This is a genomic window from Kitasatospora sp. NPDC096140 (assembly GCF_040303045.1).
Taxonomy (GTDB): Bacteria; Actinomycetota; Actinomycetes; order Streptomycetales; family Streptomycetaceae; genus Kitasatospora.
This window is the reverse complement of sequence record NZ_JBEOUW010000011.1, coordinates 96,413-111,071: the sequence shown is the minus strand read 5'-3', so window position 1 is coordinate 111,071 and position 14,659 is coordinate 96,413. Positions and strand designations below refer to the sequence as shown.

Genomic DNA, 14,659 nt, shown 5'->3' with positions numbered 1-14,659 from the left:
GGGGCGGCGCGGTACGGTGCACGCAGGCCGCTCGGGTCGAGGGAAATGGGGTGCAGCACCGTGGGCGTGGTCGTGCTCGTCACCGGCGTGGCACGCCATCTCGGTGCCCGCTTCGTCGCCGAGGTCCGCCGCCGTCCGGGTGTGGACCTGGTCGTCGGCGTGGACGTGCAGCCGCCCGGGACGCCGGCCGAGGAGCCGCCCGGCCCGGCCGCCCCGTACCGCTTCCACCAGCTCGACCTGCGCCGACCGGCGCTGTCCCGGGTGCTCGCCGAGCACCAGGTGGACACCGTGGTGCACCTCAGCGTCAGCGCCACCGGCCTGGGCTCCACCAACCGCTCCGCGGTGAAGGAGTCCAACGTCATCGGCACCATGCAGCTGCTCGGCGCCTGCCAGAAGGCGCCCGGGGTGCGCCGGCTGGTGGTGAAGTCCACCACCGGCGTGTACGGCTCCGCCCCCCGCGACCCGGCGGTGTTCAGCGAACGGATCCAGCCGAAGACCCCGCCCGGCGGCGGCTTCGCCAAGGACGCCTCGGAGGTCGAGGGCTACGTCCGCGGCTTCTCCCGGCGCCGCCCGGACGTCGCGGTGACGGTGCTGCGCTTCGCCAACATCGTCGGCCCGAACCCGGACACCCCGCTCAGCGAGTACTTCGCGCTGCCGGTGCTGCCGACCGTCCTCGGCTACGACCCCAGGCTGCAGTTCGTCCACGAGGACGACGCCGTCGCCGTGCTCTGCCGGGCCGTCGGCGAGCCCGAGCCGGGCACCGTCAACACCGGCACCTTCAACGTGGCGGGGGAGGGCGTCCTGCTGCTCTCCCAGTGCGCCCGCCGGCTGGGCCGGCCCACCCTGCCGCTGCTGCTGCCCGCGGTCAGCTGGATGGCCGTCCTGGCCCGCCAGACCCGGCTGGTGGACGTCTCGCCGGAGCAGCTGCGGCTGCTCACCCACGGCCGGGTGGTGGACACCACGCGGCTGCGCGAGACCTTCGGCTACCGCCCGGCGTTCACCACGCCCGAGGCCTTCGCCGACTTCGCCGCCGCCGTGGGCCCGGGCCTGCTGCCGCCCGAGCGGCTGGCCGCCGTCGCCGACCGGCTGGCCGCGCTGCTCGGCCCGGAGGGGGCCGACCCCGCCGCGCCGGGCGCCGTACCGAACCGCCCCCGCCGACCGAGGAGCTGAACCCGCGATGAGTGCCGCAGCCGAGAACGCGTCGGGCGAGGCCAAGGTGATCCCGATCGAATCCGCCCCCAGCTGGACCGGACCCGAGGGCCCCGGCCTGGCCGACCGGCTCGCCGGGGCCGTCGGCGGGGCGCTGTCGGGGCCGCTCGGCCCGGCGGCCGCCCGGCTGTTCGGCAAGGGGTGGGAGGGCCGCGCCGCCGAGGGGCTCGCCTTCCTGCGCCGCCGGGTCACTGGGGACTACGAGGTGGACGAGTTCGGCTTCGACCGCGAGCTCACCGAGGAGGTGCTGCTCTCCCTGCTGCGCCCGCTCGCCGAGAAGTACTTCCGGATCGACGTCCAGGGCGTGGAGAACATCCCGGCCGAGGGCGGCGCGCTGATCGTCGCCAACCACTCGGGGACGATCCCGCTGGACGCGCTGATGACCCAGGTGGTCATCCACGACCACCACCCGAACCGGCGGCACCTGCGGATGCTCGCCGCCGACCTGGTCTTCGTGCTGCCCGGCGTCAACGAGCTGGCCCGCAAGGCCGGCCACACCCTGGCCTGCAACGAGGACGCGCAGGCGCTGCTGGAGCGCGGCGAGGTGGTCGGGGTCTGGCCGGAGGGCTTCAAGGGCATCGGCAAGCCCTTCTCCGAGCGCTACAAGCTGCAGCGGTTCGGCCGCGGCGGCTTCGTGGCCTCGGCGCTGCGGGCGCGGGTGCCGATCGTGCCGTGCTCGATCGTCGGGGCGGAGGAGACCTACCCGATGATCGGCAACGTGAAGACCCTGGCCCGGTTGCTGGGCCTGCCGTACGTGCCGATCACGCCGACCTTCCCCTGGCTGGGCCCGCTCGGGGTGCTGCCGCTGCCGACCAAGTGGACGATCCGCTTCGGCGAGCCGATCGCCACCGACGGGTACCCGGCGGAGGCGGCGGACGACCCGATGCTGGTCTTCGACCTGGCCGACGAGGTGCGCGAGATCATCCAGCACACGCTCTACCAGCTGCTGGTGCAGCGGCGCTCGGTGTTCTTCTGACCCCTTCCCCTGACCCCCTTCCCCGTACGGGAGGCCGGAGGGACCGCCGTACGGGAGCACGGAACGGGCCCGGCGGATATCGCACTCCGCAGGGCCCGCTCCGTGCCGTCGGTGTGCCGTCAGCCGCCGAGGATCCGCAGCCCGGGCAGCAGGCCCGGGACCAGCGGGGGCACCTCGACGCCCTGCTGCCGGGCCCCGTCCGGGACACCGGGGGTGCCGGACGGCTGCGGCACCTGCGGCGGGGCCGCGTCGGCGCTCGGCGAGGGCTTGGCGCCGGTGAGCCCGTTGGTGAGGTCGCCGACCAGCCCGTTGACGGCGTCCGGGGCGCTGGTGGGCAGGGTGCTCGGCAGGCCGGGGCCCTTGCCGCCGCTGCCGGTCGCGCCGGCACCGGGGCCGACCGGGGCGGTGGTGCCGGGGCGGTTGCCGCCGGTGGCGCCGCTGTCCGGGGCCTGGCCGCCGCCCTGCGTGGCGCCGGAGCCGTCGGCCGGGGCGCCGGCGGGGGAGCCACCCGTCGAGTCGGCGGACCCGCCGCCCGCTCCGGAGCCGGGCGACCCACCGTTCTTGCCGGCGGGCTGGACCAGGCGCAGGGGCGCGACGTCCTCGCTTATGTCGTCGAAGAGCTGGCTCACCAGGGATGCCTGCTGGGTGAGCTGGGAGGGCAGCTTGCCCTGCAGCTCGGTCCAGCGGCCGTCCTCGTCGTGGGCGAAGCCGGCCAGCGCGCGCATCGGGTCGAGCGAGCCGTTGCTGCGGTAGACCGAGCGCAGCAGCTCGCGGCCCTTGAGGGCGTCGGCGTGCATGTCGTCCAGGGCGCGGCGGACCTGCTCGACGGTGGCCGGGCTCAGTGCGCCGGCCGGGCCGGTACGGCCGACCAGGACCTTGGCCTCGCCGAGCCGGGTGGCGGCGTTGTCGAGCAGCAGCTCACCGCGCTCGGCGTCGGAGCCGGCGAAGTCGAGCCGCAGCCCTTCGAGGCCGCGCTTCAGCCCGTACAGCGTGTCCCCGGGAACCGCTCCGGTGCTCGCGGCGGCGGCACCGGCCAGGCTGCCGACGGCGAGCCCGGCGACGAGTCCGCCGATCGCGAACCGGCGGCTCCACCGGCCGCGCGGCGCCGACCGGATCGCCCGGTGGCGGCGCTGGCGGGGCACCGCGGCGCCCGGTCCGCCGGCGAAGGCCTGCTCGAACGCGGCCATCAGCTGGGCGCGTTGGACCGTCCGGACCTCCCGGTCCAGCACCGGTCCGGGCAGCGCTCCCAGCACGTCGGTCAGGCCGACCAGTTCGGCCATCGCGGCCGAACCGGGGCCGGTGCCTGCGGTGTTGGCCGATTCCGCGTCGGTTGCAGCGCGTTGCTCCGTCCGGTGGGCCTCCAGCGCCTCGGCGAAGGCCTTCGCCCGCCGGTGCTCCAGCACGTTTGCCGTCACGGGCCACACCTCCCTTCGTCGTTGTCGACACCCTGGCCCGCCGGACGGTTGCCCCGGCTGGCCAAAGCCACTCCATCGGGTGACGGGTCGCAATTCGGCTTGACCGTACGCCTGGTGGAGGCTTGCACGCTGGCCAACGATCGGTGCGGGCGGTCGGTTACGCACGGCTGATCATCGGACCGACCGTTCACTCTGACGTGTCGGTCGGGCGTGGACGGTGACGGCCGGCCGGGCGGCCCTCCGGCTGTGTCCCCCGCGGTCACGGTCGGCTCATCGGGCGTCGGGCGGCAGCAGCCGCGCCAGCGTCCGTACGGCGCGGTACTGGAGGGTCTTGATGGCGCCCTCGTTCTTGCCCATGATCCGGGCGGTCTCCGCGACCGAGAGCCCCTGCAGGAAGCGCAGGGTGACGCACTCCTGCTGCTGCGGGTTGAGCCGGCGCACCGCGTCCAGCAGGGCGGCGTTGGAGAGCGACTCCAGCACCGACTCCTCCGGGCTGCGCTCGCACTCGTTGGAGTCGAGCATCTCGCCGGTGGTGACCTCCAGCCGGAAGCGGCTGGACTTGAAGTGGTCGGCGACCAGGTTGCGGGCGATGGTGACCAGCCAGGCGCCGAAGTCCCGGCCCTGCCAGGTGAAGGTGCCGATCCGGCGCAGCGCGCGCAGGAAGGTCTCGCTGGTGAGGTCCTCGGCCGTGGCCCGGCTGCCGACCCGGTAGTAGATGTACCGGTAGACGGTGTCCGCGTAGTGGTCGTAGAGCCGGCCGAAGGCCTCGCTCTCGCCGGCCTGGGCCCGCTCGACCAGCTCCATGATCGGGTTGTGCTCGGTCTCGTAGCCGGGGCCGGTCGCGGTCCGGGAGCGGCCGCGCCCGAGGCCGGCACCGCCGGTGCGACCGCGCGAGCCGGTGCCGGCCGAGCCGGCGGCGGTGGTGCGCAGGGCCAGGCCGGGGCCGTGCGGGTGGCCGAACGACCCTCCGGCGGGCACGAGTTGGGGCGAGGCGGCGAGCTGGCTGCGGAGCAGGCTGCGCAGCAGGTCCAGGCCGGTGGAGATCTGCCGCTCGGCGGTGGGCCGGTCGTGGTGGCCGGTGCGGGGGCGCAGGGGCACGGACGACGGGCGGGAGGGTGCAGGCGCGTCGTTCCGGACGGGTGGGTACACGGGACTCCCAGAGGCAGAACTGTGGACGGATCACCTCCGCCTGCGCGGAGAGCACTCCCCGAAGCGTCCGTTCGAGCGGGACGTGTGGGGACGTGCATCCAGGAGAGAATAACGCTTTGTGCAATGACAGCTACACCGTGTGGTCGAAGTGGTCGTTTGGGATCCATTTGTTGCGCATATTCGGCTGACACTGACCGGAGCTGTCGGCGTTCATCCGGCTCAACGTGATCGAACAGGCGCTCAGGGTGACCAATTCGGCGGTCCGGGGGGCCGTTTCCCAGCCTTGGGGCTCGGCAACCCCTGACTTTCCCGGTCTGGCGAACGATCAGAACCGGTCACCGGCTGACAGGTTCGCGCATCGGCCCTTGACCGTGTTGCGCCGGAAGGGAGTTCGCCCGTACGAGCGGCCAGGTCAGGGCCCTGGTTGACGTCCGGTCACCCGCGCGGGCGAGCGCGTCGGGTGACGCTGCGGGAGCCCGTATGACGGCTCCGGCGGCGGGTTGCGGCGGATTGCGGCGGTGGCCTCAGGCGCGCCGGTGTCGCCGGTGCAGGGCCACGGCGGCCGCCGTCGCGCCCGCCAGCACCCCGACCGCGGCCGCCGCCGGCAGCCCCACCTTGGCCGCCTTCCGGCCGGTGCGGAAGTCCCGCACCCGCCACCCCTGGGCCCGGGCGTGGCGGCGCAGCGCGCCGTCCGGGTTCACCACGTACGGGTGGCCGACCAGCGAGAGCATCGGGATGTCGTTGGCCGAGTCGCTGTACGCGGCGCAGCGGTCGAGGTCGAGGCGCTCGCGGCGGGCCAGCGCCCGGACGGCGGCGGCCTTGGCCGGGCCGTGCAGCATGTCGCCGACGAGTCCGCCGGTGTAGAGGCCGTCCCGGGCCTCGGCGACGGTGCCGAGCGCGCCGGTCATGCCGAGCCGCCGGGCGATGATCCGGGCCACCTCCAGCGGGGCGGCGGTGACCAGCCAGACCCGCTGGCCGGCGTCCAGGTGCATCTGGACCAGCGCCCGGGTGCCCGGCCAGATCTTGTCCGCGACGACCGGTTCGAAGATCTCCTCGCAGATCTCCTCCAGGTCGGCGGTGCGCTTGCCGGCGACGATGCCGAGGGCGGTGGTCCGGGCGTCCGAGATGTGGTCCGGGTCCTCGGCGCCGTGCAGCCGGAACCAGGCCTGCTGCCAGGCGAAGCGGGCGATGTCGCGGCGGGTGAGGAAGCCGCGGCGGAAGAGGCCGACGCCGAGGTAGAAGATCGCGGCGCCGCGCAGGATGGTGTTGTCGCAGTCGAAGAAGGCGGCGGCGCGGGGGTCGTCCTGGTCCGGGGTGTGGTTCCCGGCCGGGGCCTTGGGCGCCTTCCCGGGCTTGGCCGGGGCCTGGCCGTCCGCGGCGGCCGGCGCGTCCCCGGTGGCCGCGGTGTCCCCGGCGGCCTGCGCGTCCGCCGCGGGGGCGTCCGCCGCTCCGGGCTCGGCCCGCAGCGCGGCCTCCGCCGCCTCGGCCGCGGCCTCGCCCGCCAGGGCGCTCCGCTCGCTGGTGGAACGTCTTGCCTGGGTGAGCCTTCGGAGCACGGCCATGGCACCGAGCATAGCCAGCCGGGCGCGGAGCGGCCGTGACGGTGCCGTGCCCGTGAGGTGAACAGCTCCACCGCGCGCGGGGGCGGGCGCCCCGTGGGCGCAGAATGGGGCGGTGAGCCCACTGCTGCGACGTAAGAGCCCCGATCCCGCGGACCGTACCGTGACCCTGGTCGGCAAGCCCGGCTGCCACCTGTGCGACGAGGCCCGCGAGGTCATCGTCCGGGTGGCGGGCGAGCTGGGGGCGTCCTTCGAGGAGAAGGACATCACCCAGGACGAGGAGCTGTACCGCCGCTACTGGGAGCAGATCCCGGTCACCCTGGTCGACGGGCGCCAGCACGACTTCTGGCGGGTCGACGAGCGCAGGCTGCGCGCGGCCCTGGGCGGCTGACGGCCCGGCGCGCGGGCGCTCGCGCCCCCGCCACTCGGCGGGGGCGCTTCGCCGAATCGTTGCCAAAGACACTCCGTTTCGGCCCCGGCCGGGGCGCCTTGGTCGGCTTACGATCGAACGCGTTTGCGCCCGTGGGGGGCTGAGCACACGAGGAGTGCCGCCATGCTTCCCGGTCCGACCCCCGGCACGCCCGAAGCCCCGTCCGGGGCCGGGGGCTTCGCCGTGGTGGACGTGGAGGCGACCGGCCGCAGCCCGTGGCGGCACCGTGTGGTCGAGGTCGCGGTCGTGCTGCTCGACGAGCGGCTGTGTCCGGAGGGCGAGTTCGCCACCCTGCTGGACCCGCTGGGCCCGGTCGGCCCGACCCATGTGCACCGGATACGCCAGAGTGACGTCGAGGGCGCCCCGCGCTTCCGCGAGATCGCCCCGCAGCTGCTGGAGCTGCTGGCCGGCCGGGTGCTGGTCGGCCATCACGTCAGCTGCGACCACGCCTTCCTGGACCGAGAGTTCGCCCGGATCGGGGTGCCGCTGCCGCCCGTCCCGCTGCTGTGCACGATGCGGCTGGCCCGCGCCCACCTGCCGGAGGCCCGCAGCCACGGCCTGGCGGCCTGCGTGGAGGCGGCGGGCCTGGGCTGGTACCCGGCACACACCGCCCTCGGCGACGCCCGGGTGACGGCCGAGCTGCTGCGGCACTGCCTGGGTGCCCCCTCCTGCCCGCCGGGCGACTGGGCGGGCCCGCTGCGCGAGGCGGCCCGGGTGCCCTGGCCGCGGCTGGGCGGGGCCCGCTCCGGCCCGTCCGGCGCGGCCGTCCCGCTGCTGCGCCGGGAGGCCCCGTACGGCCCCTGGCTGCCCGGTGCGCAGGCCCCGGAGGTCGTGCTGACGCACGCCGGTGCTATGGGCTCGATGGCGTGATGCGCATCACTGTGCGGGGACAAATCGGACACCATCTTTGTGCACACGTTCACAAACGCATAGCCTGGCTGCCAAAGCCCAGCTTCACCCACAGGAGCACCGTGGCAATCGGCCGATCACCACAGAGCAGTTCGCAGACGCCCGACCAGGGCGCCGCGCGCCGACCCTCGCGTGCCCGGGGCATCCCGGAGGCGACTGTCGCCCGCCTGCCCCTCTACCTGCGGGCCCTCACCGCGCTCTCCGAGCGCTCGGTGCCGACCGTCTCCTCCGAGGAGCTGGCCGCCGCGGCCGGCGTGAACTCGGCCAAGCTCCGCAAGGACTTCTCCTACCTCGGTTCCTACGGCACCCGCGGCGTCGGCTACGACGTCGAGTACCTCGTCTACCAGATCTCCCGCGAGCTCGGCCTGACCCAGGACTGGCCGGTCGTCATCGTGGGCATCGGGAACCTCGGCCACGCCCTCGCCAACTACGGCGGCTTCGCCTCCCGCGGCTTCCGGGTGGCCGCCCTGCTCGACGCCGACCCCAACGTGGTCGGCAGCAGCGCGGCCGGGCTGCCGGTGCGCCACATGGACGAGCTGGAGTCGATCGTCGAGAGCCAGCACGTCTCCATCGGTGTGATCACCACCCCGCCCGGTGCCGCCCAGCAGGTCTGCGACCGGCTGGTCGAGGCGGGCGTCACCAGCATCCTGAACTTCGCCCCGACCGTGCTGACCGTTCCGGACGGCGTGGACGTGCGCAAGGTGGACCTCTCCATCGAGCTGCAGATCCTGGCCTTCCACGAGCAGCGCAAGGCCGGCGAGGAGCCGGACGACCGCGCCGAGTCGGTGCTCGACCGCGCTCCCGGCCCGGTCCGCGCCGCCGCCGCCAAGCTGCGGCGTGCGGCCGGCGGCAACGGCAAGGGCCGCGGCACCGCCGAGTCGACGGCGAAGGACCAGGCCGAGCAGGCCAAGGGAAAGGCCGCCAAGGGCGGCGACGGGGATCTCTCCGCGGTGATGCCCGCATGAACACCGAGAGCTGTGGGGGGCGGGCATGAGCCTTCTCGTCGTAGGGCTGAGCCATCGCACGGCCCCGGTCGGGGTGCTGGAGCGCGCCGCGCTGACCGGCGACGTGCCGACCCGGCTGCTGCACGACGCGGCCGCCACCGCGACCGTCGCCGAGGCCGCGCTGCTGAACACCTGCAACCGGATCGAGCTGTACGCGGACGTGGACAAGTTCCACGCCGGCGTCGCCGAACTGTCGCTGCTGCTCGCCCACCACAGCGGGGTGGACCTGGAGGAGCTGACCTCCCACCTGTACGTCCACTACGAGGACCGCGCCGTCCACCACCTCTTCTCGGTGGCCTGCGGCCTGGACTCGATGGTGGTCGGCGAGGGCCAGATCCTCGGCCAGCTGCGCGACGCCCTGGCCAAGGCCCAGGAGGAGCACACCGCCGGGCGCGACCTGAACGAGCTGTTCCAGCAGGCGCTGCGGGTCGGCAAGCGGGCGCACAGCGAGACCGGCATCGACAAGGCCGGCCAGTCGCTGGTCACCTTCGGCCTGGAGCAGGTCGCGGCGGGCGCGGGCGAGATCGCCGGCAAGCGCGCGCTGGTCGTCGGCGCGGGCTCGATGAGCGCGCTGGCCGCCGCCACCCTGGTCCGCTCCGGCGTGACCGACCTGCTGATCGCCAACCGGACGGCCGCCCGCGCCGAGCGGCTGGTCGAGATCCTCGGCCCGGACGTCGCCCGCGCCCTCGACCTCGCCAAGGTGCCGGAGGCGCTGGCCGACGTCGACCTGGTGATCTCCTGCACCGGCGCGGCCGGCGTGGTGGTCAAGGCCGAGGACGTGGCCGCCGCCGTCGCCCTGCGCCCGGCCGGCCGGGGCCCGCTCGCCCTGCTCGACCTGGCCATGCCGCGCGACGTCGACCACGCCGTCCACGAGCTGGACGGCGCCCTGCTGGTCGACCTGGAGAGCCTGTCCCACGCGCACGCCGCCACCCCCGGCGCCGGCGACGTCGACCAGGTCACCCGGATCGTCGCCGACGAGGTGACGGCCTTCGGCGCCGCCCAGCGGGCCGCCCGGATCGCGCCGACCGTGGTCGCGCTGCGCTCGATGGCCTCCGACGTGGTCGCCGCCGAGCTCGGCCGGCTGGAGGCCCGGCTGCCCGACCTGGACGACCGCTCCCGCGCCGAGATCGGCCAGACCGTCCGCCGCGTCGTCGACAAGCTGCTGCACGCCCCGACCGTCCGGGTGAAGCAGCTGGCCGCCGAGCCCGGCGGCGCCTCCTACGCGGAGGCCCTGCGCGAGCTGTTCGACCTCGACCCGGCCGCCGTGCACGCGGTGTCCGGGACGCCCGTCGGCGGCGCGCCCCAGCCCTCCGCCGGGGGCACCAGATGAACCGTCAGCCATCCCACGAGTACCACCGGGACGATCACCCCATGAATGGTCAACCGATCACGGAGCAGCCCTCGGCCGCCGCACCCCTGCGGCTCGGCACCCGGCGCAGCGCCCTCGCCATGGCCCAGTCGGGCATGGTGGCCCGCGAGGTGACCAGGGTCACCGGGCGCCCCGTCGAGCTGGTCGAGATCACCACCTACGGCGACACCTCACGGGAGGCGCTGGCGCAGATCGGCGGCACCGGCGTGTTCGTCTCCGCGCTGCGGGACGCACTGCTGGAGGGCCGGATCGACTTCGCCGTGCACTCGCTCAAGGACCTGCCCACCGCCGCCCCCCAGGGCCTGGTGCTGGCCGCCGTCCCCGAGCGCGAGGACGTCCGGGACGCCCTGGTCGCGGCCGAGGGCCTGACCCTGGACGAGCTGGTGGAGAAGCTGGCCGGCTCCGGCCGCCCGGCCCGGATCGGCACCGGCTCGCCGCGCCGGATGGCGCAGCTGAACGCCTGGGCCGCCGCCCGCGGCGCCCAGCTGGAGACCGTCGCGATCCGCGGCAACGTGGACACCCGGATCGGCTACGTGACCGGCGGCGAGCTGGACGCGGTGGTGCTGGCGACGGCCGGTCTGAACCGGCTCGGCCGCAGCGCCGAGATCTCCCAGCACCTCGACCCCGAGCTGATGATCCCGGCCCCCGGCCAGGGCGCGCTCGCGATCGAGTGCACCACCGCGAACACCGAACTGACCGCCGCGCTCGCGGCCCTGGACCACGCCCCCACCCGGGTCGCCGTGGCCGCCGAGCGCGCCCTGCTGGCCACCCTGGAGGCCGGCTGCTCGGCACCGGTGGCCGCGCTGGCCACCTGGGGCCGGCAGAACGAACTGCGGCTGGACGGCGTGGTCGGCAACCCCGACGGCTCCGCCCTGCTGAAGATGTCCGCCAACGGTCCGATCGTCCTCGACGAGTCCGCCGAGCAGCAGGCGGCGGCCCTCGGCCGCGCGCTGGCTGACCGGCTGCTCGACGGGGGCGCGGCCGCCCTGATGGGGGAGCGAGCCCGATGAGCCCCACCGCCGCCACCGATGCCCTGTTCCCCGCCGGGCAGCCCGCCACCGGACGGTGCACCTTCCTGGGCGCGGGCCCCGGGGACCCGGGCCTGCTGACCCTGCGCGCGGTCGAGGTGCTGTCCACGGCCGACGTCCTGGTCGCCGACCCGCTGACCGCCGCCGCCGTGCGCAGCCACTGCCCGGCCGCCGTGCAGGTGCACGACCCGGCCGCCGAGGGCGCCGAGCTCGACCTGGCCAAGGTGGTCGCCGAGGCGGTCCGCTCGGGCAAGCACGTGGTCCGCACCGTCGACGGCGACCCGGGCCTGGACGGCTGCGCCGCCGAGGAGATGCTCAGCTGCGCGGGCGACGGGATCCCCTTCGAGGTGATCCCGGGCGTCGCCCAGTCGGTCGGCGTCCCGGCCTACGCCGGCGTCCCGCTGCGGGCCGGGGCCGGCACCGACGTGCGCTTCGTGGACGGTGCCCAGCTGCTGTCCGGCGGCCCGGTGGACCTGGGCGCGCCGGAGACCACCCTGGTGGTCCGCACCACCCTGGGCCAGCTGCCGGCCACGGCCGCCGCGCTGGTCTCCAACGGCCGCAAGCCGGAGTCCGCGCTCAGCGCGACGCTCTCCGGCACCACCACCCGCCAGCGGACCTTCACCTCCACGCTGTCCGCCATCGCGGCCGACCTGAAGGCCGCCCGGGTGCTGCCCTCGCCGGTCTCCGCGCCGGTCGACCCGGCCACCTCGGTGATAGCCGTGGTGGGCGAGCAGGTCGCCCACCGGGCCTCGCACTCGTGGTTCGAGACCAAGCCGCTGTTCGGCTGGAACGTCCTCGTGCCGCGCACCAAGGAGCAGGCCACCGGCCTGTCCGAGCAGCTGCGCTCGTACGGCGCGGTGCCGCAGGAGGTGCCGACCATCGCGGTCGAGCCGCCGCGCACCCCGCAGCAGATGGAGCGGGCCATCAAGGGCCTGGTCACCGGCCGCTACGAGTGGATCGCCTTCACCTCGGTGAACGCGGTGCGCGCCGTCCGGGAGAAGTTCGAGGAGTACGGCCTGGACGCCCGCGCGTTCGCCGGGATCAAGGTCGCGGCGGTCGGCGAGACCACCGCGCAGGCCCTGGTGGACTTCGGCGTGAAGCCCGACCTGGTGCCCTCCGGCGAGCAGTCCGCCGCCGGTCTGCTGGAGGACTGGCCGCCGTACGACCCGGTCTTCGACCCGATCGACCGGGTGCTGCTGCCGCGCGCCGACATCGCCACCGAGACCCTGGTGGCCGGCCTGGTCGAGCTCGGCTGGGAGGTCGACGACGTGACGGCGTACCGGACGGTGCGCGCCTCGCCGCCGCCGGCCGAGACCCGTGAGGCGATCAAGGGCGGCGGCTTCGACGCGGTGCTGTTCACCTCGTCCTCGACCGTCCGGAACCTGGTCGGCATCGCGGGCAAGCCGCACAACGTCACGGTCATCGCCTGCATCGGCCCGGCCACCGCCAAGACCGCCGAGGAGCACGGCCTGCGGGTCGACGTGATGGCCCCCGCGCCGTCGGCGGCCGCGCTGGCCCAGGCACTGGCAGACTTCGGGGCGAAGCGCCGTGACACCGCGACGGCCGCGGGCGAGCCGGTCTACCGGCCCAGCGAGCGCCGTCCGGGTTCGCGCCGCAAGGCCCGCTGAGGGCCTGCCCCGACCCCCGGCCGGGGGTGGCGAGCCGTCGCCCCCGGCACTGCACAACCGTTCGGAGAGAGAAGCCGTGTCCGCTGAATTCCCGTACGTACGCCCCCGTCGGCTGCGCCAGAGCCCGGCGATGCGCCGCCTGGTGGCCGAGACCAGGCTGCACCCGGCGGAGCTGATCCTGCCGCTGTTCGTCCGCGAGGGCGTCAGCGAGCCCGTCCCGGTCAGCTCGATGCCGGGCGTGGTCCAGCACACCCGGGACACCCTGCGCAAGGCCGTCGTGGAGGCGGCCGAGGCGGGCGTGGGCGGCGTCATGCTGTTCGGCGTCCCCGAGGTGCAGGACGCGATCGGCAGCGAGGGCACCAACCCGGACGGCATCCTGCAGCAGGCGATCCGGGACGTGGTCTCCGAGGTCGGCGACTCGCTGGTGGTCATGTCGGACCTCTGCCTGGACGAGTACACCGACCACGGCCACTGCGGCGTGCTGGCCGCCGACGGCAGCGTGGACAACGACGCCACCCTGGAGCGCTACGCCGAGATGGCCCGGGTGCAGGCCGACGCCGGCGTCCACCTGGTCGGGCCCTCCGGCATGATGGACGGCCAGATCGGCGTCGTCCGGCGGGCGCTGGACGAGGCGGGCCACCAGGACGTGGGCATCCTCGCCTACACCGCCAAGTACGCCTCGGCCTTCTTCGGTCCGTTCCGCGAGGCCGTGGGCTCCTCGCTCAAGGGCGACCGCAAGGCCTACCAGCAGGACCCGGCGAACGCCCGCGAGGCGCTGCGCGAGCTGGAGCAGGACCTCGCCGAGGGCGCCGACCTGGTGATGGTCAAGCCGGCCATGGCCTACCTGGACATCCTGCGCCAGGTCGCCGACGCCTCCCCGGTGCCGGTCTCCGCCTACCAGGTGTCCGGCGAGTACGCGATGGTCGAGGCGGCCGCCGCGAACGGCTGGATCGACCGGGAGCGGATGATCATGGAGACGCTCACCTCGATCCGCCGCGCCGGCGCCGAGCAGATCCTCACCTACTGGGCCGTCGAGGCCGCCGCGATGCTCAAGTAGCCGGCGCGGTAGCAGGGCGTACGGAAGGCCGGGCGGCTCCCACGGGAGCGGCCCGGCCTTCCGCGTCCGGCTAGTTCCAGCCGGCGATGTGCGCGAAGCCCTCGCCGCCGCCCACCAGGTCGGTGGAGGTGGCCGCGCCGCCGCCGAAGCCGCCGGCGGCGATGTCGGAGGTGTGGGCGACGCCCCAGCCCCCGCCGGCCACGAACGGCTGGTCGGCCGAGGCGGCGATGCCCCCGCCGCCCGCGAGGCCGACGTGGGCGAACGCCGGGGTGGCGGCACCCGCGAGCGCCAGCGCGGCGGTGGCGGTCAGGGCGGCCTTGGCCAGCTTGCTCTTCATGGATCTGCCCTCTCTCTGGGAGCGCCCCCGCGGGCGCTCTGCGTCTGACTCGTGATCACAGCCCGTCCGTCCCGCCCGGCGCCCCACGCGCCCGGCCGGACGGACGGTCACCCGGTCGGGCCGGGCGCCCGTCCGGACTTCTCGGCCCGCAAGCCCGGAGGGCCCGGGGAGACCTTCCTCCCCGGGCCCTCCGTCCGTGCCATGCCCCTTGATCAGCCGATCAGGTGCGAGACACCCGCGTCGCCCGAGGACTGGGTGTTCTGGCCGACGTTGCAGATCTGCTTCGGGGTGCTGTTCAGGACCGGGACCTCGACCGGAACCGCGACACCGATGACCGCGACGGCGATGTTGTGGACCTCCGGCAGGCAGATGTTCGGGTTGTCCAGGGTGTGGAAGTTCGGGCTGCCGTTGCCGTGGGTGCCGGTCTGGTTGGTGCCGCCGTTGCCCTGGACGGAGGTGGCGGCGCCGTCCGAGTCGACGATGGCGGAGGCCGAGCCGGCGGACATCGCGATGGCGGCGGCGGCCAGGCCGGCGGCGGCGAGGGACTTCTTGATCATTTCCGGTTTTCCTCTCGGGGGTGAATCGGGGA

14 protein-coding genes are annotated in these 14,659 nt (G+C 74.7%); 9 read left to right on the top strand and 5 right to left on the bottom strand.

Features of this window, described 5'->3' with window-relative positions:
- Nucleotides 1–60: 60 nt before the first annotated feature.
- Nucleotides 61–1,170, top strand: coding sequence for an NAD-dependent epimerase/dehydratase family protein (locus ABT048_RS14075; RefSeq protein WP_350521734.1), 1,110 nt, complete (start codon nt 61–63; stop codon nt 1,168–1,170).
- Between the two features lie 7 nt (nt 1,171–1,177).
- Entirely contained in the window at nt 1,178–2,185 is a 1,008-nt protein-coding gene (locus ABT048_RS14070) for a lysophospholipid acyltransferase family protein (RefSeq protein ID WP_350521617.1), read from the top strand.
- Between the two features lie 119 nt (nt 2,186–2,304).
- On the opposite strand, the gene ABT048_RS14065 is transcribed toward ABT048_RS14070, so the two are convergent.
- The 3 genes from ABT048_RS14065 to ABT048_RS14055 all read right to left on the bottom strand — a co-directional run bounded on the left by ABT048_RS14065 (nt 2,305) and on the right by ABT048_RS14055 (nt 6,311).
- A complete protein-coding gene (locus tag ABT048_RS14065; RefSeq protein ID WP_350521616.1) occupies nt 2,305–3,600 on the bottom strand; it encodes a DUF5667 domain-containing protein in 1,296 nt (431 codons plus the stop codon).
- A gap of 270 nt (nt 3,601–3,870) precedes the next feature.
- Entirely contained in the window at nt 3,871–4,698 is an 828-nt protein-coding gene (locus tag ABT048_RS14060) for an ECF subfamily RNA polymerase sigma factor, BldN family (RefSeq protein ID WP_502894004.1), read from the bottom strand.
- 575 nt (nt 4,699–5,273) lie between these two features.
- The gene (locus ABT048_RS14055) at nt 5,274–6,311 is read right to left on the bottom strand and encodes an HAD family hydrolase (protein WP_350521615.1); all 1,038 of its coding nucleotides are present in this window, start codon (nt 6,309–6,311) and stop codon (nt 5,274–5,276) included.
- Between the two features lie 112 nt (nt 6,312–6,423).
- Here ABT048_RS14055 and ABT048_RS14050 point away from each other — a divergent pair, with 112 nt between their 5' ends.
- The 7 genes from ABT048_RS14050 to hemB all read left to right on the top strand — a co-directional run bounded on the left by ABT048_RS14050 (nt 6,424) and on the right by hemB (nt 13,733).
- Complete coding sequence (locus tag ABT048_RS14050) at nt 6,424–6,699, top strand: glutaredoxin family protein (protein ID WP_350521614.1); 276 nt, start codon at nt 6,424–6,426, stop codon at nt 6,697–6,699.
- 162 nt (nt 6,700–6,861) lie between these two features.
- Nucleotides 6,862–7,608 carry a 3'-5' exonuclease gene (locus ABT048_RS14045; protein ID WP_350521613.1) on the top strand — a complete coding sequence of 249 codons (747 nt, stop codon included), beginning with the start codon at nt 6,862–6,864 and terminating at the stop codon, nt 7,606–7,608.
- 107 nt (nt 7,609–7,715) lie between these two features.
- Nucleotides 7,716–8,612 (top strand): redox-sensing transcriptional repressor Rex, encoded by an 897-nt coding sequence (locus tag ABT048_RS14040; protein ID WP_350521732.1) that lies wholly within the window; start codon nt 7,716–7,718, stop codon nt 8,610–8,612.
- A 25-nt stretch (nt 8,613–8,637) separates the two neighbouring features.
- Complete coding sequence (locus tag ABT048_RS14035; RefSeq protein WP_350521612.1) at nt 8,638–9,981, top strand: glutamyl-tRNA reductase; 1,344 nt, start codon at nt 8,638–8,640, stop codon at nt 9,979–9,981.
- A gap of 41 nt (nt 9,982–10,022) precedes the next feature.
- The gene (hemC, locus tag ABT048_RS14030; protein WP_350521611.1) at nt 10,023–11,030 is read left to right on the top strand and encodes a hydroxymethylbilane synthase; all 1,008 of its coding nucleotides are present in this window, start codon (nt 10,023–10,025) and stop codon (nt 11,028–11,030) included.
- Complete coding sequence (locus ABT048_RS14025) at nt 11,027–12,676, top strand: bifunctional uroporphyrinogen-III C-methyltransferase/uroporphyrinogen-III synthase (RefSeq protein WP_350521610.1); 1,650 nt, start codon at nt 11,027–11,029, stop codon at nt 12,674–12,676. The genes hemC and ABT048_RS14025 overlap by 4 nt, the downstream gene beginning before the upstream one ends.
- A 76-nt stretch (nt 12,677–12,752) precedes the next feature.
- Nucleotides 12,753–13,733: a porphobilinogen synthase gene (gene hemB / locus ABT048_RS14020; RefSeq protein ID WP_350521609.1), complete on the top strand. Its 981-nt coding sequence runs from the start codon at nt 12,753–12,755 to the stop codon at nt 13,731–13,733.
- Nucleotides 13,734–13,803: 70 nt separating this feature from the next.
- Here the strand turns inward: hemB and ABT048_RS14015 are convergent, their stop codons facing one another.
- Both ABT048_RS14015 and ABT048_RS14010 read right to left on the bottom strand, forming a co-directional pair.
- Nucleotides 13,804–14,070 (bottom strand): hypothetical protein, encoded by a 267-nt coding sequence (locus tag ABT048_RS14015; RefSeq protein ID WP_350521608.1) that lies wholly within the window; start codon nt 14,068–14,070, stop codon nt 13,804–13,806.
- Between the two features lie 212 nt (nt 14,071–14,282).
- Entirely contained in the window at nt 14,283–14,627 is a 345-nt protein-coding gene (locus ABT048_RS14010) for a rodlet layer protein (RefSeq protein ID WP_350521607.1), read from the bottom strand.
- Nucleotides 14,628–14,659 lie beyond the last annotated feature (32 nt).

Coding starts and splice junctions, on each gene's coding strand:
- ABT048_RS14010 (WP_350521607.1), bottom strand. CDS start 14,627: ATGATCAAGAAGTCCCTCGCCGCCGCCGGCCTGGCCGCCGCCGCCATC.
- ABT048_RS14055 (WP_350521615.1), bottom strand. CDS start 6,311: ATGGCCGTGCTCCGAAGGCTCACCCAGGCAAGACGTTCCACCAGCGAG.
- ABT048_RS14045 (WP_350521613.1), top strand. CDS start 6,862: ATGCTTCCCGGTCCGACCCCCGGCACGCCCGAAGCCCCGTCCGGGGCC.
- hemC (WP_350521611.1), top strand. CDS start 10,023: ATGAATGGTCAACCGATCACGGAGCAGCCCTCGGCCGCCGCACCCCTG.
- ABT048_RS14015 (WP_350521608.1), bottom strand. CDS start 14,070: ATGAAGAGCAAGCTGGCCAAGGCCGCCCTGACCGCCACCGCCGCGCTG.
- ABT048_RS14035 (WP_350521612.1), top strand. CDS start 8,638: ATGAGCCTTCTCGTCGTAGGGCTGAGCCATCGCACGGCCCCGGTCGGG.
- ABT048_RS14070 (WP_350521617.1), top strand. CDS start 1,178: ATGAGTGCCGCAGCCGAGAACGCGTCGGGCGAGGCCAAGGTGATCCCG.
- ABT048_RS14025 (WP_350521610.1), top strand. CDS start 11,027: ATGAGCCCCACCGCCGCCACCGATGCCCTGTTCCCCGCCGGGCAGCCC.